General features: G+C 61.8%; 23 protein-coding genes. 10 read left to right on the forward strand and 13 right to left on the reverse strand.

The features are described 5' to 3' along the window. Positions 1-5 precede the first annotated feature (5 nt). The gene (locus C5J22_RS03160) at positions 6-1,526 is read right to left on the reverse strand and encodes an ABC transporter substrate-binding protein (RefSeq protein WP_105437113.1); all 1,521 of its coding nucleotides are present in this window, start codon (positions 1,524-1,526) and stop codon (positions 6-8) included. Between the two features lie 351 nt (positions 1,527-1,877). After that, a complete protein-coding gene (locus C5J22_RS03165; protein WP_105432261.1) occupies positions 1,878-2,360 on the reverse strand; it encodes an Lrp/AsnC family transcriptional regulator in 483 nt (160 codons plus the stop codon). Positions 2,361-2,458: 98 nt separating this feature from the next. Here C5J22_RS03165 and C5J22_RS03170 point away from each other — a divergent pair, with 98 nt between their 5' ends. From C5J22_RS03170 to repC, 5 genes are all read left to right on the forward strand, one after another. Continuing rightward, on the forward strand, positions 2,459-3,958 hold the full coding sequence (locus tag C5J22_RS03170) for an aminotransferase class V-fold PLP-dependent enzyme (RefSeq protein ID WP_105437114.1): 1,500 nt from the start codon (positions 2,459-2,461) through the stop codon (positions 3,956-3,958). Continuing rightward, complete coding sequence (locus tag C5J22_RS03175; protein ID WP_105437115.1) at positions 3,951-4,829, forward strand: MBL fold metallo-hydrolase; 879 nt, start codon at positions 3,951-3,953, stop codon at positions 4,827-4,829. The genes C5J22_RS03170 and C5J22_RS03175 overlap by 8 nt, the downstream gene beginning before the upstream one ends. A gap of 1,478 nt (positions 4,830-6,307) precedes the next feature. Further along, a complete protein-coding gene (repA, locus tag C5J22_RS03180) occupies positions 6,308-7,501 on the forward strand; it encodes a plasmid partitioning protein RepA (RefSeq protein ID WP_105437116.1) in 1,194 nt (397 codons plus the stop codon). Between the two features lie 4 nt (positions 7,502-7,505). After that, positions 7,506-8,507, forward strand: a complete 1,002-nt coding sequence (gene repB / locus C5J22_RS03185; RefSeq protein ID WP_105437117.1) for a plasmid partitioning protein RepB — start codon at positions 7,506-7,508, stop codon at positions 8,505-8,507. 153 nt (positions 8,508-8,660) lie between these two features. Then, positions 8,661-9,932, forward strand: coding sequence for a plasmid replication protein RepC (gene repC, locus C5J22_RS03190; RefSeq protein WP_105437118.1), 1,272 nt, complete (start codon positions 8,661-8,663; stop codon positions 9,930-9,932). A 193-nt stretch (positions 9,933-10,125) separates the two neighbouring features. Here the strand turns inward: repC and C5J22_RS03195 are convergent, their stop codons facing one another. From C5J22_RS03195 to C5J22_RS03205, 3 genes are all read right to left on the reverse strand, one after another. Further along, positions 10,126-10,968, reverse strand: a complete 843-nt coding sequence (locus C5J22_RS03195; protein WP_105437202.1) for a DMT family transporter — start codon at positions 10,966-10,968, stop codon at positions 10,126-10,128. A gap of 327 nt (positions 10,969-11,295) precedes the next feature. Next, the gene (locus C5J22_RS03200) at positions 11,296-11,565 is read right to left on the reverse strand and encodes a hypothetical protein (RefSeq protein WP_046665464.1); all 270 of its coding nucleotides are present in this window, start codon (positions 11,563-11,565) and stop codon (positions 11,296-11,298) included. Between the two features lie 79 nt (positions 11,566-11,644). Continuing rightward, positions 11,645-13,531 (reverse strand): glycosyltransferase family 2 protein, encoded by a 1,887-nt coding sequence (locus C5J22_RS03205; RefSeq protein ID WP_245440277.1) that lies wholly within the window; start codon positions 13,529-13,531, stop codon positions 11,645-11,647. 95 nt (positions 13,532-13,626) lie between these two features. On the opposite strand from C5J22_RS03205, the gene C5J22_RS03210 reads away from it, so the two are divergent. Then, positions 13,627-14,511: a transporter substrate-binding domain-containing protein gene (locus C5J22_RS03210; protein WP_105437120.1), complete on the forward strand. Its 885-nt coding sequence runs from the start codon at positions 13,627-13,629 to the stop codon at positions 14,509-14,511. A 41-nt stretch (positions 14,512-14,552) separates the two neighbouring features. On the opposite strand, the gene C5J22_RS03215 is transcribed toward C5J22_RS03210, so the two are convergent. The 3 genes from C5J22_RS03215 to C5J22_RS03225 all read right to left on the reverse strand — a co-directional run bounded on the left by C5J22_RS03215 (position 14,553) and on the right by C5J22_RS03225 (position 16,594). Next, positions 14,553-15,218: a helix-turn-helix transcriptional regulator gene (locus tag C5J22_RS03215; RefSeq protein ID WP_046606578.1), complete on the reverse strand. Its 666-nt coding sequence runs from the start codon at positions 15,216-15,218 to the stop codon at positions 14,553-14,555. A gap of 221 nt (positions 15,219-15,439) precedes the next feature. Then, on the reverse strand, positions 15,440-16,087 hold the full coding sequence (locus C5J22_RS03220) for a response regulator transcription factor (protein ID WP_105437121.1): 648 nt from the start codon (positions 16,085-16,087) through the stop codon (positions 15,440-15,442). Between the two features lie 87 nt (positions 16,088-16,174). Next, the gene (locus C5J22_RS03225) at positions 16,175-16,594 is read right to left on the reverse strand and encodes a hypothetical protein (RefSeq protein WP_105437122.1); all 420 of its coding nucleotides are present in this window, start codon (positions 16,592-16,594) and stop codon (positions 16,175-16,177) included. Positions 16,595-16,676: 82 nt separating this feature from the next. On the opposite strand from C5J22_RS03225, the gene C5J22_RS03230 reads away from it, so the two are divergent. Together C5J22_RS03230 and C5J22_RS03235 are read left to right on the forward strand one after the other, a co-directional pair. Further along, on the forward strand, positions 16,677-17,027 hold the full coding sequence (locus C5J22_RS03230; protein WP_205837149.1) for a DUF952 domain-containing protein: 351 nt from the start codon (positions 16,677-16,679) through the stop codon (positions 17,025-17,027). Beyond that, the gene (locus C5J22_RS03235; protein ID WP_105437124.1) at positions 17,024-18,115 is read left to right on the forward strand and encodes a quinone-dependent dihydroorotate dehydrogenase; all 1,092 of its coding nucleotides are present in this window, start codon (positions 17,024-17,026) and stop codon (positions 18,113-18,115) included. Before C5J22_RS03230 ends, C5J22_RS03235 begins: the two co-directional genes overlap by 4 nt. On the opposite strand, the gene C5J22_RS03240 is transcribed toward C5J22_RS03235, so the two are convergent. The 3 genes from C5J22_RS03240 to C5J22_RS03250 are packed head-to-tail and all read right to left on the reverse strand — an operon-like array spanning position 18,091 to position 20,209. Then, positions 18,091-19,449 carry an MATE family efflux transporter gene (locus C5J22_RS03240; RefSeq protein WP_105437125.1) on the reverse strand — a complete coding sequence of 453 codons (1,359 nt, stop codon included), beginning with the start codon at positions 19,447-19,449 and terminating at the stop codon, positions 18,091-18,093. The genes C5J22_RS03235 and C5J22_RS03240 overlap by 25 nt on opposite strands. Positions 19,450-19,452: 3 nt before the next feature. Then, a complete protein-coding gene (locus tag C5J22_RS03245; protein WP_105437126.1) occupies positions 19,453-19,941 on the reverse strand; it encodes a CAP domain-containing protein in 489 nt (162 codons plus the stop codon). Between the two features lies 1 nt (position 19,942). Next, positions 19,943-20,209, reverse strand: coding sequence for a DUF6460 domain-containing protein (locus tag C5J22_RS03250; RefSeq protein ID WP_105401683.1), 267 nt, complete (start codon positions 20,207-20,209; stop codon positions 19,943-19,945). A 128-nt stretch (positions 20,210-20,337) separates the two neighbouring features. On the opposite strand from C5J22_RS03250, the gene C5J22_RS03255 reads away from it, so the two are divergent. Both C5J22_RS03255 and C5J22_RS03260 read left to right on the forward strand, forming a co-directional pair. Then, the gene (locus C5J22_RS03255; protein ID WP_105437127.1) at positions 20,338-21,270 is read left to right on the forward strand and encodes a class I SAM-dependent methyltransferase; all 933 of its coding nucleotides are present in this window, start codon (positions 20,338-20,340) and stop codon (positions 21,268-21,270) included. Positions 21,271-21,375: 105 nt separating this feature from the next. Continuing rightward, a complete protein-coding gene (locus C5J22_RS03260) occupies positions 21,376-22,017 on the forward strand; it encodes a YitT family protein (protein WP_040125725.1) in 642 nt (213 codons plus the stop codon). Between the two features lie 19 nt (positions 22,018-22,036). On the opposite strand, the gene C5J22_RS03265 is transcribed toward C5J22_RS03260, so the two are convergent. Then, positions 22,037-22,501 (reverse strand): carboxymuconolactone decarboxylase family protein, encoded by a 465-nt coding sequence (locus tag C5J22_RS03265; RefSeq protein WP_105437128.1) that lies wholly within the window; start codon positions 22,499-22,501, stop codon positions 22,037-22,039. A gap of 48 nt (positions 22,502-22,549) precedes the next feature. Next, entirely contained in the window at positions 22,550-23,050 is a 501-nt protein-coding gene (locus tag C5J22_RS03270; RefSeq protein WP_105437129.1) for an Rrf2 family transcriptional regulator, read from the reverse strand. Between the last annotated feature and the right edge of the window lie 38 nt (positions 23,051-23,088).

Here is a 23,088-nt window from a genome sequence, read left to right on the forward strand (position 1 = left end):
TTCCATCACTCCGCCCAGCGTATGGCGGAAAGGCCGTAGTTGACTTCAAGGGGATCGACCTCGACGCCGGCGATCCGCTTGCTGGAGACGATGGCAAGCTCCGACCAGGTGACGGGGATACTCGGCAGTTCCTCCTGAAGGATTTCAACGGCACGCGCCTGAAGCGGCGCGCGGGCGCCGGCATCGCTTGTCGCGGCAAGCTGTCCCACGATGCCCTGGATCTCCTTGTTGTCCCAGCCCATGGAACCCCAGTCGCTGCCGCCCGGGCCATAGTCCTGGAGCAGCGTTCCGATCGGGTCGGGGACGATCGAGTAGAGCCGTGACACCAGTCCCATTTCCAGCGTGCCGTCTTGATGCCGCGCCGGGATTTCGGAACTGTTGCCGACGGAGACTTTCACGTCGATACCGATCTGCCGAAGCTGGGCCTGCAAGGCTGTCGCGATCGGCGGCAGCTCCGGCCAGCTCGCATAGGTGAGCAGTGTCACGCTGAAGCGTTTTCCATCCTTCTCCAGGATGCCGTCTCGGCCCGGTACCCAACCTGCTGTCTTGAGCAGTTCCTTCGCCTTCTGGACGTTTTTCTCGAGCGGTTGAACATCGGCGGAATTCCAACCCTTCATAGCCGGTGGAAAGAGCTGGGTTGCGGCAAGATCAGCGTTGCGCAGGATGACCTTGGCGATGCCGACGCGGTCAATCGCAGCGCTGACTGCCTGCCGCTCTTCCGCCTGGTCGAAGAAGGGCGACGCCACGTTGACCTTGAGGATGCGGGTGCGGGGGATGGTGGCAATCTGGACGTCGAGCCTCGGGTTCGCCTTCAGGCGGTCGACCGAAACAGGCAGCATGGAAAAGACAAGGTCGGCCTCGCCGCTTTCGGCCATCAGGGCGCGGGTCTCCCCCTGCCCCACGGCCAGATAGTTGACGTCGTCAATTCCGGGCCTACCGCCCCACCAACTGTTCGAGCCTTCAAGTTCAAGCCGCGCCGGTGGCGTGAGTGCTTTCACTTTATAGGGTCCAGAACCCACGATCCCGGTGATCTTGCCGGCAGCGTCGAAGGAGGATGGCGCCAGAATGATGGTGCTGAAGTGAACGAGATAGGCCGGCAGCGCGGAGAATGGCTTCGTCAGGCGAATTCGAATGTCCTGCCCTTCGCTGGCGATATCCGCGATCGGAGCCTGCGAAAGAACACCGACACCCGCCCGCGCACGCCGAAGGCTGGCCGCGGCGGCTTCGGCGGTGACCGAGGTTCCATCGTGAAATCCCGCATTGCCGCGGATCGTGAAGCGCCAGGTCAGGCCGTCATCCGACACCGCCCATTTTTCGGCAAGAGCAGGAACAAGCGCACCCTTTTTGTCAGTCGTCACGAGCGTCTCAGCCACCTGAAGGCGGCTGAAGACATATCCGGTTTGGGCCGGTTCGATACCGGTGATCTCCCACGGACCTGCAACCTTCAGGGTATCGGCCTGGGCATGCGCTGCCGGCATCGAGGCCCCGAGCATCAGCGTGAGTAAAAGCGTGTTCGCAATGCGCATTGCGTTCTCCGTTCGATTGGATGTTGTGGCAAAAGTCATGGGTTGGGGCTGAGCGGAAGCGTGTGGGGCTACGTCCTCCGCCGCGTCCTCAATTGCTTTGTGTCGATTGACCGGAGCCCCGGCACCGATAATCACGCTCGCCGCTCAGGTGATGAAAGCGCGGCCTGACCTTAGCCAAGCTGACGGTTCTCGAATTCCAGGTGACGTTGCTCATCGCATCCTCGGGACTGTCCGCGGCTGCATACGTAATGTTATTACGTTCGTCAATTGCAAATGTAACATAATAACATTTGCACGATGGACCCGCCGGCAGCAGCAGGTTGCGCCGGCCTCACCTGTGGCAGCGCCCGTTCACCTCAGGCGGCTCAGGTCCACGGCCCGATTGCGAATGATGGCCTCCATGGCGAAAAATCCGGTCACGGTCGCCAGGTCGAAATTGGTGATGAGCTTTTGATAGAAGGCGTCGTAGCCCGAAATTCCGCGGGTGACGACCTTGATCAGATAATCCCAGTCTCCGCCGATCCGATAGAAATCGATGACTTCCGGCAGCCGGTCGACATGCTTGCGGAAATCCTCGGACCATTCCTTGGAATGGTGACGGGTCCGGATCATCACGATGACCGTCAGGTCAAAGCCCAGCATCTCGAGATCGACCTCGGCGCGTGAACCGCCCACCACGCCGCTCGACTGGAGTCGCTGGAGCCGGCGCCAGCAGGCATTTTGCGAAAGCCCGACCTGTTCGGCCAGATCCCGTTGCGAGAGTGCGGCGTTGCGCTGGAGGCAGGTCAGGATTTTCAGATCAATATGATCAAAATTTACAGATTTATCGATCATGTGACCCGCATTTCCGCTTGTTGCCTGAAAAATAGGTGAAGTTTCCAGACCGTGGTCGAGATTATAATCGCTGTCAATTGCTGTCTGGAGAACCGACGATGCGTGAACAGGCCGATCTCAATCCATCAAAGGAACTCGTCACCGTCCTTGGCAAGTTCAAAAGCAGCCTCGAAATCGCCGATCCGATCACCGCGTTGAAAGACGGATTGATCGGTTCGAAGGCGAAGGTCGACGGGCCGTTCGGCTTGAAGGATCTCGTTTATGCCGACTACGTCGCCTCGGGGCGGGCGCTCAGGCAGGTCGAGCAGTTTGTTCTCGATGAGGTCCTGCCCTATTACGCCAACAGCCATACGGAGGCCTCCTATTGCGGGGGAATGATGACCCGCCTGCGGCGTGAGGCGCGGTCGGTCATAAAAAAATGCTGCGGAGCAGACAGCCGGCATGCTGCCATTTTTGCGGGATCCGGCGCGACTGCTGGCCTCAATCGGCTCGTCCACCTGCTGGGCATTACCGATGCGATCGCTGCCGGTCGGCGGGTTTGCGTGATCGTCGGACCTTACGAGCATCACTCGAACATCCTGCCCTGGCGCGAGAGCGGCGCAGAGATTGTCGAAATTCCCGAAGGCAGCCGCGGCGGCCCGGATCTTGTCCTTCTGGACGAGGCCCTTCAGAGCACCGGTGCCGACCTGACAATCTGCTCGTTTTCGGCCGCATCGAACATAACCGGCATCTCGACCGACGTTGCCGCCGTCACCAGGCTTGCGAAACAGGCGGGCGCCAAGATCGTCTGGGACTATGCTGGCGCCGGCCCCTACATGCCGATCTTAATGACGCCGGAGCAAGGCGCCGAGATCGACGCGATCGTGGTATCGCCGCACAAGTTCCTCGGCGGCCCGGGCGCCTCTGGCGTGCTGATCGTGCGGCATGACGCCGTCGTCACCAGCAAACCATCCTGGCCGGGCGGCGGCACCGTCAAATTCGTGTCGCCTACCTGCCACGATTACAGCGACAGCCTGGAAGCCCGTGAAGAAGCCGGAACGCCCAATGTCGTAGGCGACATTCGTGCGGCACTTGTCTTCCTCGTAAAGCATGCGATCGGTTTGGAGGAAATCCGCCGGCTGAACGACATCTTCACACAAAGGGCGCTCGCCGCCTGGCAGGACGTGCCGCAGATCGAGCTCTTGGGCTCCGCCGCGATGGCGCGGCTGCCGATATTCTCGTTTCGCATCAGGGACGGCAAGGGCGGCTACGTTCATCAGCAATTGGTCACCCGCATGCTCAGCGACCGGTTCGGCATTCAGGCCCGCGGGGGCTGCGCCTGCGCAGGCCCGTATGTGCACCGGCTGCTGTCGATCGATCCCGAGACGTCGGAGCGGATCAGGCAGGCAATCCTGAGCGGCAACGAGATCGAGAAGCCGGGTTTTACGCGGCTCAATCTGAGCGTTCTGCTTTCGGACGAGAAAGTCCAGTTCATCCTTCAATCTGTCGCACAGCTGGCACGGGATGCGGCTTCCTATACCGAGTTCTACACATTCGATCCCGCACGGGCGATCTTTTCCCCGCGTATACCGGACCTTCGGGAGGCCAGTTATGCATAGACCTGACGTCGCTGCATTCTTCGATCCGCGTACCTGTTCGATCCAGTACGTGGTGAGCGACCCGCAAACCAAGGCCTGCGCCATCATCGATCCGGTCCTCGACTTCGATGAGAAGTCGGGTTCAACGGCGACCCACAACGCTGATGCCCTGCTGGACCATGTCCGCCAGCACGACCTGCGCCTGCAGTGGATCCTCGACACTCATCCGCATGCCGACCATTTTTCCGCGGCCGCCTACCTGAAAAACGTGACCGGTGCGCCGATGGCGATCGGCGCTCACGTGATCGATGTCCAGAAAATCTGGGCGCAGATCTACAATTGGCCAGACCTGCCTGTCGATGGCAGCCAGTGGGACCGCCTGTTCTCCGACGGAGAAACGTTCTCCATCGGCAATATCGAGGTCGGCGTCATCCATTCGCCCGGCCACACGCTTGCGTCGATCACCTATGTCGCCGGCGACGCAGCATTCGTGCATGACACGCTGTTCATGCCAGACGGCGGAACGGCTCGCACGGATTTTCCCGGCGGAAGCGCAAGTGCTCTGTGGTCCAGCATCCAGGCCATCCTGGCACTGCCCGGGGATACGCGAGTTTTTGTCGGACACGACTACCAGCCGGGCGGCCGGCAGCCGCAATGGGAAAGCACGGTGGAGCGCCAGAGAACGGAGAACATCCATCTCAAGCAGCCTTCCTGCAAGGACGAGTTCGTCGCCATCCGCGAAAAGCGGGATAGCACCCTGCCGATGCCGAAACTGATCCTGCACGCGCTGCAGATCAACATCAATGGCGGCCGGCTTCCGGAACCGGAAGCCAACGGCATGCGATACCTGAAGCTGCCCATCGGCGCGTTTCAAGGCTGCGCCTGGTCTTGAGGGCTTGACGATCCGTCCACTGTCGGCGGTGCGGTACCAGCAAGTTCACGCGTGAAGGCAAGGCCATGCGTGCGGTTTCAGGCCCTTTCTATTGAAAAAACCGCACGGACTGTCGACCAAAAAAATGAAGGTTTCAGGGAGACTTCACGCCCGCGGCGAGGGCCGCATCGCAAGGCCGCCATGCACCGGCCTCTGCTCTTATCCCAAAAAGACTATGCCGACGAAATTCCGATTCGTCGACATGCCTTTATGACCTATCGCGTACACCAACAGGTTATAACAATCTGCGAAGAGCGAGACCTTCTTTGGCCCGAAGCAAATTGCAGCACCCCTCCCCTGCCTCCGGCCGCTGAAATTGAACCCAGGAAATTCTGCGGCGTACAGTGATGCACATGCGTCGATTGCCGCGCTGAAGATTGCCACCGTTGATCTCAAGCCGGGCAGACCGACTGATTCCGCCTCCCTGAGGTATCGGCAGTTCTGAAATCCGGAATGTCGCCGTTACGCACGATCGGCTGCTTCCTGCCGGCCGGCCGCCAAGGAACCGTCACTGCATCGCCCACGCTTTATGCAACTCCCATACCCCGCGACGCAGGTCTCCTCCATAGTAACCGCAATATTCGCGCTGAGCGACAGCCGCCTCTTCGCGGTAGCTTTTTCCATTCGAGCGGTTCGGCTACGAGAGCAACGACGCGCCCTCCCCCGGTTGTTGTTGGGCACTCATCTTCCGATGACATCCCGCCGCTTGCTTCAATCGTCGATGTAGCTTTGCAGCGCGCATCCTCTTCAAAGCCAAAGCTGTCTCGCGCCAACTGCCCGAATGGCCGGCGGTCAAGTCCATGGCCCCCTGGTCGTTACTATCGGACATTCGTGGCCTCGGCTCGGCGAACGACGCCTCACTCCCAGATCAGCAACCGAATCTTCAGATCGCCAAACAAGAATAACCGGCCAGCAACGGGAAGCGAATATCGACAAGACAGGCTCCCAACGTCCCAGCCCGCGCCGAGAATGACCGCAACCGGAGCCTCCGCTCACACCCATCGATCGCAGGACCATACCGCCCCGGTTTTCGCTGCTTTCGCGATCACCGTCCGCAAGACAGGTCGATGCATCAGGGCCTCCTGACGCGGGTTCATTTGCGATGATCGCCCACTCCAGATTTTCGAAGACTTCGCAGTAGTCCGCGGACCACCGTTGACGAAGGACGATGTCAGCGGTCGTCTGGGGACAAATTACTTTGCGAGTCGCCAGGAAGAGTAGTCCGCGGACTACATCCCATCAGCGAGATTCGCCTGTCGCCAAATCGCTCGGAAACGGAGAGCAGGAAGACGCGTCGGCGGCTGCAATTCGGCAGTAAAACCGCGGAAAATGGCGGTTTGGTTAAGCGTTTGTAAATCGGTAACGAATCGGAGCATAATATAACTGCGCAGTTAAAGCGCTTTCTGTGAAAATTGCGCAGTTAAACGGGAAATCAACAAATGCAGCCGAGTCTCGTTATCCAGGACGATCAAGAGCATCTTCCTTCACTTCTGGCAACAGACGCCCAGGAGCTGTCCTATCAGCTCCAGCAGCACCAGGCTAAAATCTTCCCACCCCTTTCTCAAAAGACGATGCGGTTCTTTTCCCCTGCCGAGGCCGCGGGCTTCATAGGCATCGGCGAAGGTTATCTGAGACAAGTCGCAGCCGAGGGCCACGGTCCGGATCCGCTCGCCAATGGCCGGCGCCTTTATGGTGCGGAAGATATGGACCGGATCCGCCGGGTTCTCGACGAACGCAACGGTACCCCGAAATACGTCCCGGCCCGCAAGGGCGCCGACAAGCTTCAGATCGTGTCGGTCATGAACTTCAAGGGTGGTTCGGGCAAGACGACCACCGCCGCGCACCTGGCGCAATATCTGGCCTTGAGGGGCTATCGCGTCCTGGCAGTCGATCTCGACCCGCAGGCTTCTCTTTCCGCCCTGTTCGGCCATCAGCCGGAACTGGACGTCGGAGAGGCTGAGACGCTCTATGGCGCAATCCGCTATGAAGATCCGCGGCCGATCGCCGATATCGTGCGCGCGACCTATACCCCCAACCTTCATCTGATCCCCGGCAATCTCGAGCTCATGGAATTCGAGCACGAAACCCCCAAGGCAATGGCATCCGGAACCGCGGAGACCATGTTCTTCGCGCGGATCGGCGAGGCGTTGACCGAGATCGAAAGCCTCTACGATGTCGTGGTTGTCGATTGCCCGCCGCAGCTCGGGTTCCTTACGATGTCGGCGCTCTGCGCGGCCACGTCCGTGTTGATCACCGTACATCCGCAAATGCTCGACGTTATGTCGATGTCCCAGTTCCTGACCATGACGAGCGAGCTCATGTCCGTGGTCGAAAGGGCAGGGGGCCGGACGAGTTATGATTGGATGCGATACCTCGTCACCCGATTTGAACCCAATGACGGCCCGCAAAGCCAGATGACAGGCTTCATGCGCGCGATCTTCGGCAACCGCATGCTTCAGAATGCGATGCTGAAATCGACCGCCATCGCCGATGCCGGCGTGACGAAGCAGACCCTCTATGAAGTGGAAAGGTCGCTGTTCGTCCGCGGCACCTACGATCGAGCCTGGGAGTCGCTCAATCTCGTGAATTCGGAGATCGAGGCCCATATCCGATCCACGTGGGGAAGGAAGTAATTAGATGGCACGAAAGAACCTCATCGAGATATCCTCTTCCACCTCGGCCCGCCCGGAACCGGTCGCGCCGAGAGACAACCGCCCTATCGCCGGCTTCGTACCACAGGCCCGCAATCCGGCACCTGTTGGCGGGATCACCAAAACGCTCGGCAACATCACCGAGAAGGTCGAACGGGCGAACGATCTTGAACGGCAGCTCGCCCAAGGCCAGATCGTCGTCGAGATCGATCCTGGCCTTATCGACGCGTCCTTCGTCGAAGACCGACTGGAGATCGACGCCGTTCAGCTGAACGAGCTGGTGGAGCAGATCCGTGAGCATGGTCAGCAGGTGCCCATCCTGGTGAGGCCGCACCCGCAGACGAAAAACCGCTATCAGGTCGCCTATGGCCATCGGCGGCTGGCTGCGGTCAAGAAACTCGGCATCCGTGTACGGGCAGTTGTCCGAGAACTCACCGATGATCAGCTTGTGGTCAGCCAAGGGCAGGAAAACAGCGCCCGAACCAACCTGTCCTATATCGAGCGAGCGCTTTTCGCTTTGCGGCTCGAGCAACGGGGTTTTACCCGCGATATCATCATGGCGGCGCTGGGCGTGGACAAGGCCGCGCTGTCGAAGATGCTGATCGTGACGCGGCAGGTGCCGATCACCTTGATCACAGCCATTGGCGCGGCACCGGAGATCGGCCGCAGACGCTGGCTGGAGCTGGGGGAGCGCCTTGAGAGTGTGGAACCTGATCTGGTTCTGGCGGAGTTGTCCGCGGACAACTCGCGGCCGCTATCAAGCGACGAGCGGTTTCATCGGGCGCTGGCGGTGGCTTCCAGAAGGCCGGTCGTAACCAAGGCCCCTGCTGCCAATTCGCAAATTTCCGGAGTTCCGGTCCAGTTCAAGAAGAACGCATCGAGCGCGACCTTTGTTTTCGATAACAAGGCTGCGCCCGGGTTCGATCAATTCGTGCAGGAGAGGCTCCAGGCCCTCTTTGCAGAATTCCAACAGAATAAAGGAGCGTAAACCGCAAAAGAAAAAGGCCCCCAAGCGACATAGTCGTGGAAGCCCTTCTCAGATCTTAGCAAATCTAGAATCGCATTTCCTCGAATCACTGTCAAGAGTTTAGGCGCCGTTTGGGCGTGCGGATTTCTTTTGCCTTAGCGAAAGTGAAGGCAGATGGAGAGTAGGTATGTGACGACGCCCTTTGGGCGGCGGGCGATGTCGCTTGGCATGTTGGTAAATCAGCAACTCGCCGAAACGATTGAACCCGGAATTACCCGTAACAAATGGAAACTGTTCAGAGCCGTCTGCGAGGCCCGGCCGTCGCTGGGCGTGACCGATCGTGCCCTGACGGTGCTTGACGCGCTCTTGACGTTCTACCCGGATGACGAGATTTCCAAGGCGAGGGGCCTGGTCGTCTTCCCTTCGAACGCCCAGCTCTCTCTCCGCGCCCGTGGCATGACGGCTGCGACGCTCAGGCGGCATCTTGCCGTTCTCATCGATGCCGGTCTGATCCTGCGCAAGGACAGTCCGAACGGCAAACGTTACGCCCGTCGCAGCCGCGCTGGAGAGATCAACGAGGCGTTCGGCTTCAGCCTCGCACCGCTTCTGGCGCGTGCAGCCGAGATCGAGAGCATGGCCGCTCAGGTGGTCGCCGAACGGGAACTGTTGCGAATTACCCGGGACCGGCTCACCGTCTGCCGGCGTGATGTCGCCAAGCTGATTGCCACAGCCTTCGACGAAGGCGTTCCCGGGGATTGGGGGACGATCCTCGACATGTTCCGAGCGCTGGTGGAGCGGATTCCGCGTGTCGCCACCGTCAAAACCATCTCTCCCATCTTGGAGGAGATGGAAATGTTGCGCTCGGAGATTATCAACCTGTTGGAAATTCGAGTAAAAACGCAAAAAATCGACGCCAGAGAGTCTCAGATTGAGCGCCACAAACAGAATTCTAATCTTAACTACAATTATGAATCTGAACCGCGCCAGGAGATTACGCGTGTCGCATCCTTGCCGGGCGATCCCCAACCGCGGAGTGAACCGGTCAGAGGCAGAAGCAGGGAAAGGTCGCCCCACAACCGCGGCGTAGCCCCGAGATCTCTGCAATCCTTCCCGCTCGGGCTTGTGCTCCAGGCCTGCCCCCAGATCGCAGACTACGGGCCGTGCGGGAGGATCGACAACTGGCGCGACCTGATGGCGGCGGCGCTCGTTGTTCGTACCATGCTTGGGGTCAGCCCTACCGCCTATGAGGAGGCGTGTATGGCGATGGGCAAGGAAAATGCCGCGACCGTCATTGCCTGCATTCTCGAAAGGGGAGGGCACATCAACTCAGCTGGTGGTTATCTGCGCGATCTCACCCGCCGTACCGAAAGAAGCGAGTTCGCTGTCGGTCCGATGCTGATGGCCCTTGCGCGGGCAAGCGTTCCGGGTAGTCGGCTCGCGGGCTGAGCGTGAGGCAAGCGCTCGGGACCGCTGAGATGCAAGATCGGCGGGTTTTTTAGCTCGACGGGGTGTGCGGTTATCTGCTGAGTAGCCGATCAAAACCGCTCACATCGAATGCGCTGGTGTTCTAGTATCAGCCAGCCAGGCCGCTTAAGGAGAACGACTAGGTGCGGTATCGAACGGCTTCTCCCGACCGCCATCAGGACGGAGTGGCCTGTATCCGGTTGGCGTTAGGACGGCGCAGGTTGAAAAGATTGCCGGCGAGAATGAGTCCCGCGCCAATCGCCGTGAAGCTGTCGATAGCCTCGGCATACAGGAGGTAACCAAGGAGGGCCGACAACGGCACGCGCAGATAGTCCATCGGCATCACCACCGTTGCGTCGGCATGGAACAATGCCTTCGCCATGCAATAGTGGGCGAATGTGCCTGTAAATGCGATCAGGAAGATCCACGGCCAGGTTGCTGCAGACGGCCAGACCCAAACGTTCAGCGCCGGTACTATTCCGATGACCGATTGAATGACGAGCATCCAGAAGATGATCTTCGTCGCGCTGTCGGAACGTGTCAGGGCCTTTGTGGTGATGAAGGATATCGCAAATACAAAGGCTGCTCCGAGCACGATGAGGTGACCCGGGTTGAGCGCCGCAGCACCGGGGCGCACGATCAGCGCCACGCCGACCAGACCGAACAGGATCGCCACGCTTTTACGCCATGTCAGCCGTTCCCCGAGAAACGCCGCGGCCATCAGAGCTGCCCAGATGGGAGCGGTGAACTCGATGGCGATCACCTGCGCCAGCGGGATCAGTGTAAGGCCCATCAGCCAGGCGAACTGGCCGACATAGTGCGCGACGTTGCGGCCTATGTGGCTTGGCAGGATGCCGGTTCGCATCGCCTTGATGCCGCCTTCGCGATGGACAAGCGGCAGCAGCATGAAAAAGGCAATGACGGAGCGCATCTCCATCACCTGAAAAACGTCGATCTCGCGGGTTACGGCACGACCCGAGACGGCCATGAGCAGGAGCAATGCGATGGACGTCATCATCCATGCGGCCGCCCTGATATTCGACTGCTTATTTTCCACGTATGTCTTTCTTCCCGCCGCGCAGCACGAGGATCACAACTGGGCTCAGCCATGCACCGGGGCGGCTTCTTCTGTCCGGGGTAGATACGACGGAAGATCTGTCGTTGTGAATAGTCCACTTTGAAGCATCCGCGCCTCCCTGCGAACGCCGGAGCATTGGTTTGCCGGGAGCGGCAGATCGGCGACCGGTTATCTCGGTTCTCCGCTGTACGAAGAGGTGGGAAGCGCGCAGTCGCGAATTGCGCGGGGAAAGCACGACACGGGCGCCACGGCCTCAAGCCTCCAGCATCACATCAATCTGCCCCAGGCAGGGTCCCATTGAACCCCCTCGGAAAGCTCGACGAAGATCGGCGGCTTGTCCGGTCCGCGGTTCTTGTTCTCGGCCATCCGGAAGGCGGCTTCCGGTTCCATTTCCTCTCCCGGAAAAATCGCGTCGTCTTCGGAGGGTTCGGCGATCTTGCGGATAAAACCGCGGATCTCGTCGCCGGAGTGATAGAACTTGATGATAAGGGCGCCAGGCGCGGGCGTGCCGCCGTGATAACGGTAGTAGGTGTGCATTGTCTCCTCCATTGTCAGAGCCTTCTACCTGACGCCCGGGGAGCGGAAATGTTCCGGCATGCCACGCCTGGCTGAGGGATCAGCTTCTTTTGCCGGTCGGCTGATGCGGCGTCTTGTTCCAGAAGAAGGGTTTAGACCGCAGCTCGATCACGGCCCGCCAGGCGGCGACCGAGGTCATCATCCAGTAGAGCGGCACGCCGATCCAGCGCCAGCCGACCAGCCGCCGTTCGTGCTCGATCATCGGACCCCGTCCGAGCCCGAGGAAGATCAGGTAGCTGCCGAGGATGTTGATGGTGTCGACGATGAAAAGTAAGAGCACCCCGGCCGGGATCTCGTCCACCGGCGCCTCCAGCATGTAATAGGTGCCAACGCCCATGAAGACGACGATCAGCGGATGCAGGAGCGAAGAGACCAGCATTCCCCCGATCATCAGCTGAAGGATGCAGAAGCCTCGAAAACCCATCTCGCCGATCAGCCGGCGCGGGTCGCGCATCAGCACCAGCCAGGTCTGTAGCCAGCCCTTGAACCAGCGGCTGCGCTGGCCGAGCCATACGCGCATCGTGGTCGGCGCGTCTTCGACCGTCTGGCGGGTGATGACATCCGCGCGATAGCCGAGGCGATAGAGGCGAAAACCGAGATCCGCGTCCTCGGTGACGTTGAACGGGTCCCAGCCTCCGGCGGCGCGCAAGGCGTCTGCGCGGAAATGATTGGACGTGCCGCCGAGCGGCAGCGGCATCTGTCTGCGCGCCAGCATCGGCAGCAGCCCGCGGAAGAGGCCGCAATATTCGAGCGAGAACAATGCGCTGATCCAGGATTCGCGGGCATTGTTGATGATCAGCGGCGCCTGAAGGCAGGCGATCGCCACCGGCGACGTCCGGAAGCGGGCATAGGCCTCGCGCAACTGCTGTGGATGCGGCTTGTCCTCCGCATCGTAGATTGCCAGGAATTCACCGCGCGCAGCCCCCAGCGCATAGGTGAGCGCCTTGGGTTTGGTGCGGGGCGCCGCCGGCGGCACCTCGACGATCTCGAAATGCGAGGCCGGTTTCAGCGCCTTCAGCGCCGCGATCGTTTCCTCGTCGTCCGCCTCGCAGATGAGCTTTATGTCGAGCAGGGAGGGCGGCCAGTCGAGCCGCCCGAGGCTGGCCATCAGCTGTTCCGCCACCGCCGCTTCCCGGTAGAGCGCAACCATCACCGTATAACAGGGAAGCGCATCCTCTCGAGGCGGCAGGGCCACCGGGATCGGGCTCCCGAACTGCTGTCGGGTGAGGGCGGCGAACCGCAGACCGAGGGACGTGAAATAGATCAGCGACAGAAGAATATGCAGGAAAAGCAGGGTCTCGATCGGTGTGGCGATCAACGCAGTGGTGAGGGCGGCCAATCCGAGCCCGGCGTAAAACCCCTGGGAGCCTGAGAGCACCACGCGGGCCGAGAACTCGGGAAAACGCTCGAACAGCCCGTTGATCGTCTCGCGCACGCGCCGCGTCGCTCCTGATCTCCAGACGGCCTGGCGGATCGCCGATGGAGTGGTGATCGCGAGGTCCTGTCCGAGCAGCGGCATTGCAAGCAGCGCCGCCTTGAGGTCGGCAAGCCTTCTCGCCTCGGGCACGACCGCCACTTGCGGCGCCTTGTGGCGATGGTTGATCCTGACCTGGCTCGGGCGTTGCAACTGGGTATCGAGCCCCGGTATGTCGGCGATCGAGCCCGGATCGATCGCCGCGATGAAGGGCAGGCGAAGGTAACGCGCCATGGCGCCGTAATAGGCCGCCTCGTCGACCTGGCCGCTGTGAAGCAGTTCGCTCTCGATGCTGGTTCCGTTGCGCCGCGCCCTGTCGGTCAGCGTCGAAAGCAGTGGCTTGGAGAAGCCGAGCGCCGAGAGGGCGAGGAATTCCGGATCGCCGGCAGTGCTGCCGTTGTCGGCCGACAGGTTTCCGGACGACGCCGAATTGTTCCGCGCATCATCTTGCACCGGCAGCGCTGCTGGCGGATATTCCCTCAAGCGCATGTCTCTGCTACACCGCCCGCAAGCGAGCGCCCCAACCTGTCCCGATCTGGATCATAGAGATGCATCCCATGATTGCATCCCCGAAAATCAAGGGGTTCTTCAACCTTCTGCGGCTTTGCCTTCTGACCGGAGGGATTGTTGCCGCCGCGGTCCCAGCTCGGGCTACCGAAGGCGGCAGTCCGCTACCCCTGATGTTCGATGCCAAGGAGCGGCTCGCCCGCCCTGATCTTTCCACCGTGATCCGGGTCCGCATCCTGACGAGCGTCGATTTCCCGCCGTTCAATTTTGCCGACCAGACAGGCAGGCTTGCCGGCTTCAATGTCGACCTTGCCCGCGAAATCTGCGCCGAGCTGAAGATCGAGGCGAAGTGCCAGATCCAGGCACTGCCTTTCGACGAGCTGGAAAAGGCCCTGGAGGGTGGCGCCGGTGAAGCGGTCATGGCCGGCATGGCGGTAACGCCGGAGCGGCGCCAGCGGTTTGCCTTCTCGCGGCCCTATCTCGGCGTGCCGGCACGTTTCGCCCGCAACCTGAAGGCCAGGATCGACGGCGATACGGCGGCAGCACTTTCCGGCAAGCCGGTCGGCGTCGTCAGGGGTACCGCCCATGAGCTGATGCTGAAGGCGTTTTTCCCGAAGATCGCCGCCGTACCGTTCGACAACTACGAGGCGGTGCTGGAGGCCCTGAAGACGGGCAAGGTGGATGCCGCCTTTTCCGATGGCCTGAGACTGCCCTTCTGGGTGGCGGGCGAAGGTTCGGCGAAATGCTGTGCCCTCTTCGAGGGCCCCTATCTATCTGAGAAATTCCTAGGCGAAGGCCTGTCGATCATGCTCGGCAAGGACGACCCGCTCTTGGTCGCCGCCTTCGACCAGGCGCTGAGCGTCCTGTCGCGCAACGGCCGGCTGCAGGATATCTACCTGCGCTATTTCCCGAACGGGCTTTATTGATGGCTGGGTAGGAGCAGTTTCCTACTCACTTCCTTACTCGCTTATTGGCTGGCCCAGATGATGCGGGCTATCCATTCCACGTCGGAAAGGTCGAAGGTGCGGTTCGGATGTTCCGGATTGAGGGAGAGCAGCTCCACAGTCCGGGCGCTCTGGCGGGCGAGCACCTTTGCCATCACTTCGCCCTCCTTGGTCTTGAGCACCACGCGGTCACCGCGGCGCACCTGCGCGCCCGGCTCGACGATCAGCACGTCGCCGTCGCGATAAAGCGGCATCATCGATTCGCCTTGGACTTCCAGCGCATAGACGCCGGCCTTGCGGGACGGATCGACCGGAAACTCCACCACGTCCCAGCCCTGACCGGCCGGAAAACCGCCATCGTCGAAAAAGCCGCCGGCGCCGGCCTGCGCAAAACCGAGCAGCGGGATGGAGCCGTTCTGCGGCGGGAAATTGCCTTCCGGGATAGAGGAGCGGCCGGGAACGGCCGGCAGGTAGCTCATGAACTGGTCGATCGTGGCGCCCGTCGCCTCGAGCACCTTGGCGATCGATTCCGTCGACGGCCAGCGCAGCCGTCCGTCCGGACCGAGCCGTTTCGACTTGTTGAACGAAGTAGGATCGAGGCCGGCGCGTCGCGCCAGCCCGGAAGGCGTCAGCTGGTGGCGTTGGGCGAGCGTATCGATCGCGCTCCAGATCGTATCATGTGACAGCATCGTCGTCCGTACCCGTGACCGGTGCGCGAGACAAAGCCGGACAATCCAGCGCTCTGCGAACCTCTCGATCAGAACCCTACCGATCAGACTTTTGTCGATCGGTTCCTTGAACGCCTCGCTCCAGCGGGCTGCCGGCTCGCGCGCACCCCGAATTTTAACGGAACCTCAGCCTCGCGTAAAGGGACGAGAGGAATAAAATCCTGTTCCAATGATGGCCCGTGTCAGGCCACCAGCGCCATGTTGATCTTGCCGAGCTTGATCACCGCCTGGGTGCGGCTGTCGACATTGAGCTTGAGGAGGATTGCCGAGACATGCGCCTTGATGGTCGCCTCGGAGACGCCGAGTTCATAGGCGATCTGCTTGTTGAGCAGTCCCTCGCCGAGCATGGAGAGCACGCGGTTCTGTTGCGGCGTCAGCGTCTTCAGCCGTTCGATGATCTCGGTGAGGCCCGAATCTTCTTCCGGTCCGGCTAGGTAATCTTTCGGCGCCCAGATGTCGCCTTCCAGCACCGTCTGGATGCCGGCGCGGATATCGTCGAGCCCGGAGGATTTCGAGATGAAGCCGGAAGCGCCGAGTTCCAGCGCCCTGCGGATGGTGGAGCAATCGTCGCTGGCCGAGACGATGACGATCGGCAGTCCGGAAAATTCGGCGCGCAGCGACATCAGTCCTGAAAAGCCGCTGACGCCCGGCATGGCGAGGTCGAGCAGCATCAGGTCGGCATCGGGATTGTCTTCGGCCGCACGCCGCGCCGCCTCGAAATCGCCGGCCTCGATGATCACGAGTTCTTCGGCAATGCCCCGCACCGAATGGCTGAGCGCGCCGCGAAACAGCGGGTGGTCGTCTGCTATGATGATCGTGAGTGTCTGCATGTCCACGCCCCCTCCCAAGAGCATAGTCGTGCCAATGAATCTTAGAAAGTTGTAAACCTCTCGCAGACCCGAAACAAGTGCGGGAGATCACGTACGATTGGGTTGTGGTTTATCGGCTTCCCGTTCATCCGCGAACTCGCCGACGATCGCCATGAAGCGCCGCATGAACTTCTCCATGATCGACAGCGAGCGGTCGACTTCCGCATCGCTCGGCAGCGCCTTTGGCAAGGCGTCCGGCGGAATGTTGCTGAGCCGCTCCTCCAGCGCGGTGACGCGTTTGGCCAGCCGGTCGAGCTCCTGTTCGTAGGCTGCCCTCTCGTCGGGCTGCATGCGGCAGGCGAGCGTGCCGTTCTCGTCGCGGCAGAGCGTCATCGCGCCGGTTTCGGTATCGAGCCGGACGATGCCGGTCTCGGTGCGCTGAAGCTGGAAACGGCTCGTCTGCGGCTGTTGCGCCGAGGCGGCCAGCGGCAAGAGCAGTGCGCAAGTCATCAATGCGAGCGTTTTCATGTTGTGGTCCTCCTGCTGTAACGGTGGACAAGCGCCGGGCTTTGCGGCAAACGGTCGGAGAATAGCAGGTCCCCGAGAGTTGATGATGACGGATATAGTGTACAAGATCGTGCCGGAAACGCTCTGGCGCCAGGCAAAGCAAAAAGGTGTCTTCGAAGGCGCCGAAATCGACCTGAAGGACGGCTATATCCATTTTTCGACCGGTACGCAGGCGAAGGAGACCGCAAGGCTGCACTTTGCCGGCGTTGCCGGCCTGATGCTGGTCGCGGTCAATGCGCCCAGTCTCGGCGAGGCGCTGAAATATGAAGCCTCCCGCGGCGGCGATCTTTTCCCGCATCTTTACGGCACCCTGCCTGTTTCGGCTGTCCTTTGGGAAATGCCGCTGCTGATCGGCGTCGACGGCGTGCATGCTTTCCCGGAGAAAATGCCATGATCGGCCCCTTTGCCGGGTTTGCCTCGCGCAGCCTTTTCGTTTTCGATCCGGAAACTGCCCACGGCCTGTCGATCGCCGCCCTCAAAACCGGCCTCGTGCCCGCCTGCCGCCTGGCCATCGATCCGCGGCTTGCCCAGACGGTCGCTGGCATTCGCTTTCCAAACCCGATCGGGCTTGCGGCCGGTTATGACAAGAATGCCGAGGTGCCGGATGCGATGCTGAAGCTCGGCTTCGGTTTTACCGAGATCGGCACGGTGACGCCCAAGGCCCAGACGGGTAACGACAAGCCGCGTATCTTCCGCCTGGTGGAGGACCGCGGTGTCATCAATCGGCTCGGCTTCAACAACGAGGGCCATGAGGCGGCGTTCACGCGCCTGACCGCGCGGCGCAACGCGCCGGGCATCGTCGGCGTCAATATCGGCGCCAACAAGGATGCGGCCGACCGGATCGCCGACTACGTCGCCGGAATCCGAAAATTCTATGCGCTCGCCACCTATTTCACCGTCAACATCTCCTCGCCCAATACGCCGGGCCTGCGGGATCTGCAGGCGCGCGACAGCCTGAAGGCGCTGCTCGACGCCGTACTGGCCACCCGCGCCGAAGAGGCGCTGCGCCACAGCCGGACCGTTCCGGTCTTCCTGAAGATCGCACCCGATCTGACGGAGGAGGGCTTGGACGATATCGCGGCCGAGGCGACCGCGCATCCGCTCGACGGGCTGATCGTCTCCAACACGACGCTCGCCCGAGATGGACTGAAGGACCAGGCCCAGGCGAAGGAAGCGGGTGGTCTTTCCGGCGCCCCGCTCTTCAAGCGCTCGACGGCAGTCCTTGCAAAAGTGCGCAAGCGCGTCGGCTCGGACCTCGCCGTCATCGGCGTCGGCGGCGTCTCGAGTGCTGCGGATGCGCTGGAAAAGATCCGCGCCGGTGCCGACCTCGTGCAGCTCTATTCCTGCATGGTCTATGAAGGGCCCGGCCTGCCGGCGACGATCGTCAAGGGGCTTTCGGGCCTTCTCGACCGGGAGAAGGTCTCCTCGATCCGCGAGCTGCGGGACACCCGCCTCGATCAATGGGCCGGGATAAAACTCTGACGTGCCTTGCGCGGCACCATGGCGGCCAGGAAAAAGCCGCGCATCAACAGGAACAGGTTGAGCGACAGCCAGAGCCCGTGATTGCCCATCATCGGCACGAGCACGGCGAGGCTGACGCAATAGCCCGCAAATGAGACAAGCATCATGTTGCGCATCTCGCGCGACCAGGTGGCGCCGATGAAGACACCGTCCATCTGGAAGGCGAGCGCGCCGGTGAGCCCCGTCACCGCCGCCCAGCCGAGATAGACATAGGCTTCCTGCCGCACCGCTTCCGACGTGGTCAGAAGCTGGATGATCGGCTGGCCGAAGCCCACGAAGAACAGCCCGACCACGCCCGCCATCACGAAGGACCAGAGGCCGGTCAGCTTCAGCGCCCGATCGAAGGACGGCCGGTACTGGGCGCCCACCGCGCGGCCGGCGAGCTGTTCGGCGGCACCCGCGAGCCCGTCGAGGAAGAAGGCCGACAGCATGAAGATGTTCATCAGCACCGCGTTGGCCGCCAGCGTCACCGCCCCGAAGCTCGACCCGACGCGGGTCAGTACCGCGAAGGCGCCGTTCAATATCAGCGAGCGGATCAGGATGTCGGCATTGAGCTGGAAAAGCTGGCGCAGCTTGGCCGCATCGAAAATATCCGCTCGCGTCGGCCGGTCGGCGGCGGAAAATTGCCGGCTGACGATGACGAGGCCGATCACCACGGCGGTCACTTCCGCCGCCGCGGTCGCCCAGGCGACGCCCGCCACACCCCAGCCGAACACCAGGCCGAACAGGATGGCGAGGACGATATTGGTGCCGTTGAGGATAATCTGCAGCGTCAGCCCGAGCATGCCCTGGCCTCGTCCGAGCACGAAGCCGAGAATGGCGAAATTGGCGAAGGTTGCCGGGCTCGTCAGCACCCGGATGCCGAAATAGTGGCGGGTCACGTCGGCAACGGCCGGGTCGCTGGTCATCAGGTCCGGCGCGTATCGAAGGATCAGTGGCGAGAACGCCAGCATGATCACCCCAAGGCCGAGCGCGCTCAAGAAGGCTCGCCAGAACACCGCCTGCTGTTCCCGGCGGTCGCCGCGGCCGAAGGCCTGCGCCACCAGCCCAGTGGTCGAGGTGCGGAAAAAGCTGAGGCTGCCATAGATGAGGTCGAAGAGGATGGCGCCGATCGCCAGACCCGCCAGCGCTTCCGCCTGGCCCAGTTGCCCGACCACCGCGGTATCGGTGAGGCCGAGCAGCGGCGTCGTCAGGAAACCGAGCGTCATCGGGATGGCGATCCCAAGCACCAGCCGGTGCGTCACGTCGAACGGCCTGGCCACCCCGGTCTCTTGGTTACGCCCCCCGCTCTCCATGGGTCAGCCGGAAAGGACCATGGCCCAATAGGGCCGGGCGCCAACCGAGGTCCGTGCCATGGCAACCCCGAGCCCCCGGTAGGAGCCGAGCATGTTTTCGAGATGTTTGGGCGAATCGATCCAGGCCTGCACGGCAGCCGTCACCGTATCCTGCCCGCTGGCGATGTTTTCCGCCGCCGGCAGCGCCACGTCGCTGCTCTTCATCCGGGCGCCAAAGCTGTCGCCGAAGCCGATCAGGTGCTTCATCTCGTTGGCTTTCGCCATGCGAACCGCCTGGCGGGCCGCGGCCTTGCGCGCCGGCATGTCGAGCGCGAGCGCGGACAGGCCGCGGCTCTGCCGCAGCGTGTTGACCATCGGAAGGGCGGCCTGGGTCTCGTCCTCGGCACCGGCAGTCGGCGTCAGGACTGATGTGGTGGAGCAGCCGGCAAGCACCAGCGCCATGCCGGAAAAGACGAGAAGGTCCCGCCGGGAAGGTTTGATCAGTGAAGTCATGTCAGCGGCGGTAGCTCATCAGGCGCAGGATGACGAAGATCGGGATGACGATGATCGCGCCGAGTACGAGATAATTGCCGACCCGGCCGAGCGCCCGGAAACCGTTATACCAGAGGTCCAGGAACCAGTAGCGGATCGTGTCGACGATATTGTCCGGCGTAAAGCCGAAGAATGCCAGCACAAAACCCACCACCAGGCACACCACGATCAGCTTGATGATCGTGCGACCTGGCGTATCGCCCAGGAACTTGTTGACCCCGTCCGCCATCCTTGTCCTTCTCCAAATTGCCCATGAGAGATAATCGGCAGCCGTTGCCACCGCAAGCGTTTCCCCTCAGATAGAACTTGAGTTTTTTTGTGGCTTCGGCAAAGAACCTCCACCTTCGAGGATCATCCATGCCGCCCAGCCCGTTTTCCAGCCAATTCTCCTCGGGGGATGCCACCGCCGATCGTCGCGCCGATTACGCCCGCATGCTGGCGGAGGGCGGAGATTTCGCGGCTGCGGCGGAGCTGATCGAACAGGCGCTCGAACTGACGCCCGACTGGGCGGCCGGCTGGTTCCGGCTCGGCGAATATCGCGACAAGGCCGGTCTCGGCGCGGCCGCGGACGCCTATCGCCAGACGCTAGCTCTGCGGCCGGACGACGTTTTTGGCGCCCGCCTGAAACTCGCGCTGATCGGCGCCGAGCAGACGCCCGACCGGCCGCCGAGCCGTTATGTCGAAGGCCTGTTCGACGACTATGCCGACCGGTTCGATACGGCGCTCGTCAAAAAGCTCGGCTATTCCGTGCCCGGCAAGCTGGCGGCGCTGGTCATGCCGCACGGACCTTTCCGCAATACGGTCGATCTCGGCTGCGGCACCGGCCTGTTCGGTGCCGAAATCCGTGGCAGGACCGAGCGCCTCGAAGGTTTCGACCTGTCGCTCAACATGCTGGCGAAGGCGCAGGCCAAGGGTCTTTACGACCATCTCGGCCAGTCCGACCTTAGCCTCGCATCGGACGAGTCCGGCCTGTTCGGCGACTTGGCGGTCCACCGCGCCGATCTGGTCTCCGCGGCCGACGTGCTGATGTATCTGGGCTCGCTCGAAACCGTCTTCCCGTTGGTGCTTGAGCTGTTGTCCCCGGCGGGTCTCTTCGCGTTCTCGGTCGAGGATGCGGGCGAGGGTTTCGTGCTGCGGGATTCCCTGCGTTACGCCCATTCCGAGGCTTATATCCGTACGCTGCTTTCCCGCTTCGGCTTCGATCTGCTCCTCGTGGAAAACACCGTCATTCGCATGGATGCCGGAAAACCTGTCCACGGCATTCTGTTTCTGTCGCGCAAACCCAGCTGAACCCGCCGTTTCTTGCTTTTTTCCGCGCCCGCCGATGAACACTTGAAGACCCTTGCCGGCGGTTTTATTGCAGTGCAATATCACCGAAAACCTGAGGGGTTCAAATTGGCTGAGCAGCAGAGGCGCGGTCTCGGATTTTACAGCGCCGATCCGGCACAACACACGCTGCTGGAAGATGGGCAAGGCCTGTTCATCGGCGCCATGGTATCGGCGCTCGGCTTCTATTTCCTGAACGAGGTCGGTCTTTTGACCGGCGGCACGGCGGGCGTCGCCTTCCTGCTGCATTATGCGTTCGGGATTTCGTTCGGCCTGCTGTTCTTCATCGTCAACCTGCCGTTCTATTACCTGTCATTCAAGCGCCTGGGCCTTGCCTTCTCGCTGAAGACCTTCATCGCCATCGCGCTGGTCTCGGTCATCACCGAACTGGAGAGCCATTTCTTCCTGATCCAGTACCTGCACCCGTTCTGGGCAGCCCTGCTCGGCGGCCTGGTGCTCGGTTACGGCCTGCTCGGGCTTTATCGCCACCGCGCCTCGCTCGGCGGGGTCGGCATCCTGGCGATCTATATCCAGGAGCGCTTCGGCATCCAGGCGGGCCTCATCCAGCTCGCCTTCGATCTCTGCGTCATGCTCTGCGCCTTCGCCGTCGTTTCGCCCGTCACCGTCGCATGGTCGGTGCTGGGCGCCGTCGTGCTCAATCTCGTGCTCGCCATCAATCACCGCTCCGACCGGTATATCGTCGCGCGGTGATCGAGGCCGGGAGGGTAGATCAGGCCGCTTTGGTGGCCGGCTTGTCGATCGGGTGCTGGTTGCGGAAGCCAACGGCCAGCCGGTTCCAGGTGTTGATGACGCCGAGAGCGACGGTGATCTTGACGATCTCTTCCTCCGTGAAATGCGCCTTCAGCGCGTCGAAGGCGGCATCCGGAATGCCGGTATCGGCGATGCGGGTCACGGCATCGACCCAGCCGAGCAGGGCGCGTTCCTTGTCGTCATAGACCGGCGATTCCCACCAGACGCACATCATGTTGATCCACTGTTCCGAGAGGCCGTCATGCCGTGATTCCTTCACATGCATGTCGACGCAATAGGCGCAGCCGTTGATCTGCGAAGCGCGCAGCTTGATGAGGTGGATGAAGCGGCGCTCCAGACCGGAAGCCTGCACGTAATTTTCGAGTGCCGTGACGGCCTTGACGGCTTCCGGGGCGGCCTTGAGCATGTTGAGACGCTGATGCATGGGTCTTCTCCTTGGGTTATGGCCGCCTTCGGCGCGCCTATGGCCCGGTTACCGGGCGGTTCTGCGTTCGTTGATTTCCAAAAAGGCGCAGCCGCGCGCGGCGATGCCGCCGTCGTCGGTTGCGTTGAGGTCCGCCAGGATGTCGGCGATCGTCACCTTGGCGAGTTCGGCGCGATAGGCCTTTTCGGCCTTCAGCATCGCAGCGTTGATGCCGCAGGGTTTGGTGAAATACCGTCCCGGCAGCGGGTTCGGCCCGCGTTGGCGGATTTCGGCGCAGCGGAAGGCCGGCGCCGGTCCTTCGACGGCAAGCACGATATCGAGAAGCGTGATCTCCGCCGGCTTCTTCGCGAGCCGGTATCCGCCCTTCGGACCCGACACCGTTTCCACCAGCCTGGCGCCCGAAAGCGCCTGGAGATGTTTCAGCAGGTAGCTGGTCGAAACCCCGTGGAATTCCGCCAGCGCCGCGGCCGACAGGACCCCGCCTTCGGTGAGGCTCGACATCATGCTGATGCTGTGGATCGCCTGTTCGACACCGTCGCCGAGTTTCATCGCTCATCTCCATATCGTGGATAAAACTTATCCACGAT

Origin of the sequence: Neorhizobium sp. T25_13 (genome assembly GCF_002968675.1) — a bacterium.
Classification (GTDB): Bacteria; Pseudomonadota; Alphaproteobacteria; order Rhizobiales; family Rhizobiaceae; genus Neorhizobium; species Neorhizobium tomejilense.

Excerpts from the sequence above, each read along its gene's own strand:
- C5J22_RS03160 (WP_105437113.1), bottom strand. The coding sequence starts at position 1,526 with ATGCGCATTGCGAACACGCTTTTACTCACGCTGATGCTCGGGGCCTCG.
- C5J22_RS03165 (WP_105432261.1), bottom strand. The coding sequence starts at position 2,360 with ATGATCGATAAATCTGTAAATTTTGATCATATTGATCTGAAAATCCTG.
- C5J22_RS03170 (WP_105437114.1), top strand. The coding sequence starts at position 2,459 with ATGCGTGAACAGGCCGATCTCAATCCATCAAAGGAACTCGTCACCGTC.
- C5J22_RS03175 (WP_105437115.1), top strand. The coding sequence starts at position 3,951 with ATGCATAGACCTGACGTCGCTGCATTCTTCGATCCGCGTACCTGTTCG.
- repA (WP_105437116.1), top strand. The coding sequence starts at position 6,308 with ATGCAGCCGAGTCTCGTTATCCAGGACGATCAAGAGCATCTTCCTTCA.
- repB (WP_105437117.1), top strand. The coding sequence starts at position 7,506 with ATGGCACGAAAGAACCTCATCGAGATATCCTCTTCCACCTCGGCCCGC.
- repC (WP_105437118.1), top strand. The coding sequence starts at position 8,661 with ATGGAGAGTAGGTATGTGACGACGCCCTTTGGGCGGCGGGCGATGTCG.
- C5J22_RS03195 (WP_105437202.1), bottom strand. The coding sequence starts at position 10,968 with ATGATGACGTCCATCGCATTGCTCCTGCTCATGGCCGTCTCGGGTCGT.
- C5J22_RS03200 (WP_046665464.1), bottom strand. The coding sequence starts at position 11,565 with ATGCACACCTACTACCGTTATCACGGCGGCACGCCCGCGCCTGGCGCC.
- C5J22_RS03210 (WP_105437120.1), top strand. The coding sequence starts at position 13,627 with ATGCATCCCATGATTGCATCCCCGAAAATCAAGGGGTTCTTCAACCTT.
- C5J22_RS03215 (WP_046606578.1), bottom strand. The coding sequence starts at position 15,218 with ATGCTGTCACATGATACGATCTGGAGCGCGATCGATACGCTCGCCCAA.
- C5J22_RS03220 (WP_105437121.1), bottom strand. The coding sequence starts at position 16,087 with ATGCAGACACTCACGATCATCATAGCAGACGACCACCCGCTGTTTCGC.
- C5J22_RS03225 (WP_105437122.1), bottom strand. The coding sequence starts at position 16,594 with ATGAAAACGCTCGCATTGATGACTTGCGCACTGCTCTTGCCGCTGGCC.
- C5J22_RS03230 (WP_205837149.1), top strand. The coding sequence starts at position 16,677 with ATGATGACGGATATAGTGTACAAGATCGTGCCGGAAACGCTCTGGCGC.
- C5J22_RS03235 (WP_105437124.1), top strand. The coding sequence starts at position 17,024 with ATGATCGGCCCCTTTGCCGGGTTTGCCTCGCGCAGCCTTTTCGTTTTC.
- C5J22_RS03240 (WP_105437125.1), bottom strand. The coding sequence starts at position 19,449 with ATGGAGAGCGGGGGGCGTAACCAAGAGACCGGGGTGGCCAGGCCGTTC.
- C5J22_RS03245 (WP_105437126.1), bottom strand. The coding sequence starts at position 19,941 with ATGACTTCACTGATCAAACCTTCCCGGCGGGACCTTCTCGTCTTTTCC.
- C5J22_RS03250 (WP_105401683.1), bottom strand. The coding sequence starts at position 20,209 with ATGGCGGACGGGGTCAACAAGTTCCTGGGCGATACGCCAGGTCGCACG.
- C5J22_RS03255 (WP_105437127.1), top strand. The coding sequence starts at position 20,338 with ATGCCGCCCAGCCCGTTTTCCAGCCAATTCTCCTCGGGGGATGCCACC.
- C5J22_RS03265 (WP_105437128.1), bottom strand. The coding sequence starts at position 22,501 with ATGCATCAGCGTCTCAACATGCTCAAGGCCGCCCCGGAAGCCGTCAAG.
- C5J22_RS03270 (WP_105437129.1), bottom strand. The coding sequence starts at position 23,050 with ATGAAACTCGGCGACGGTGTCGAACAGGCGATCCACAGCATCAGCATG.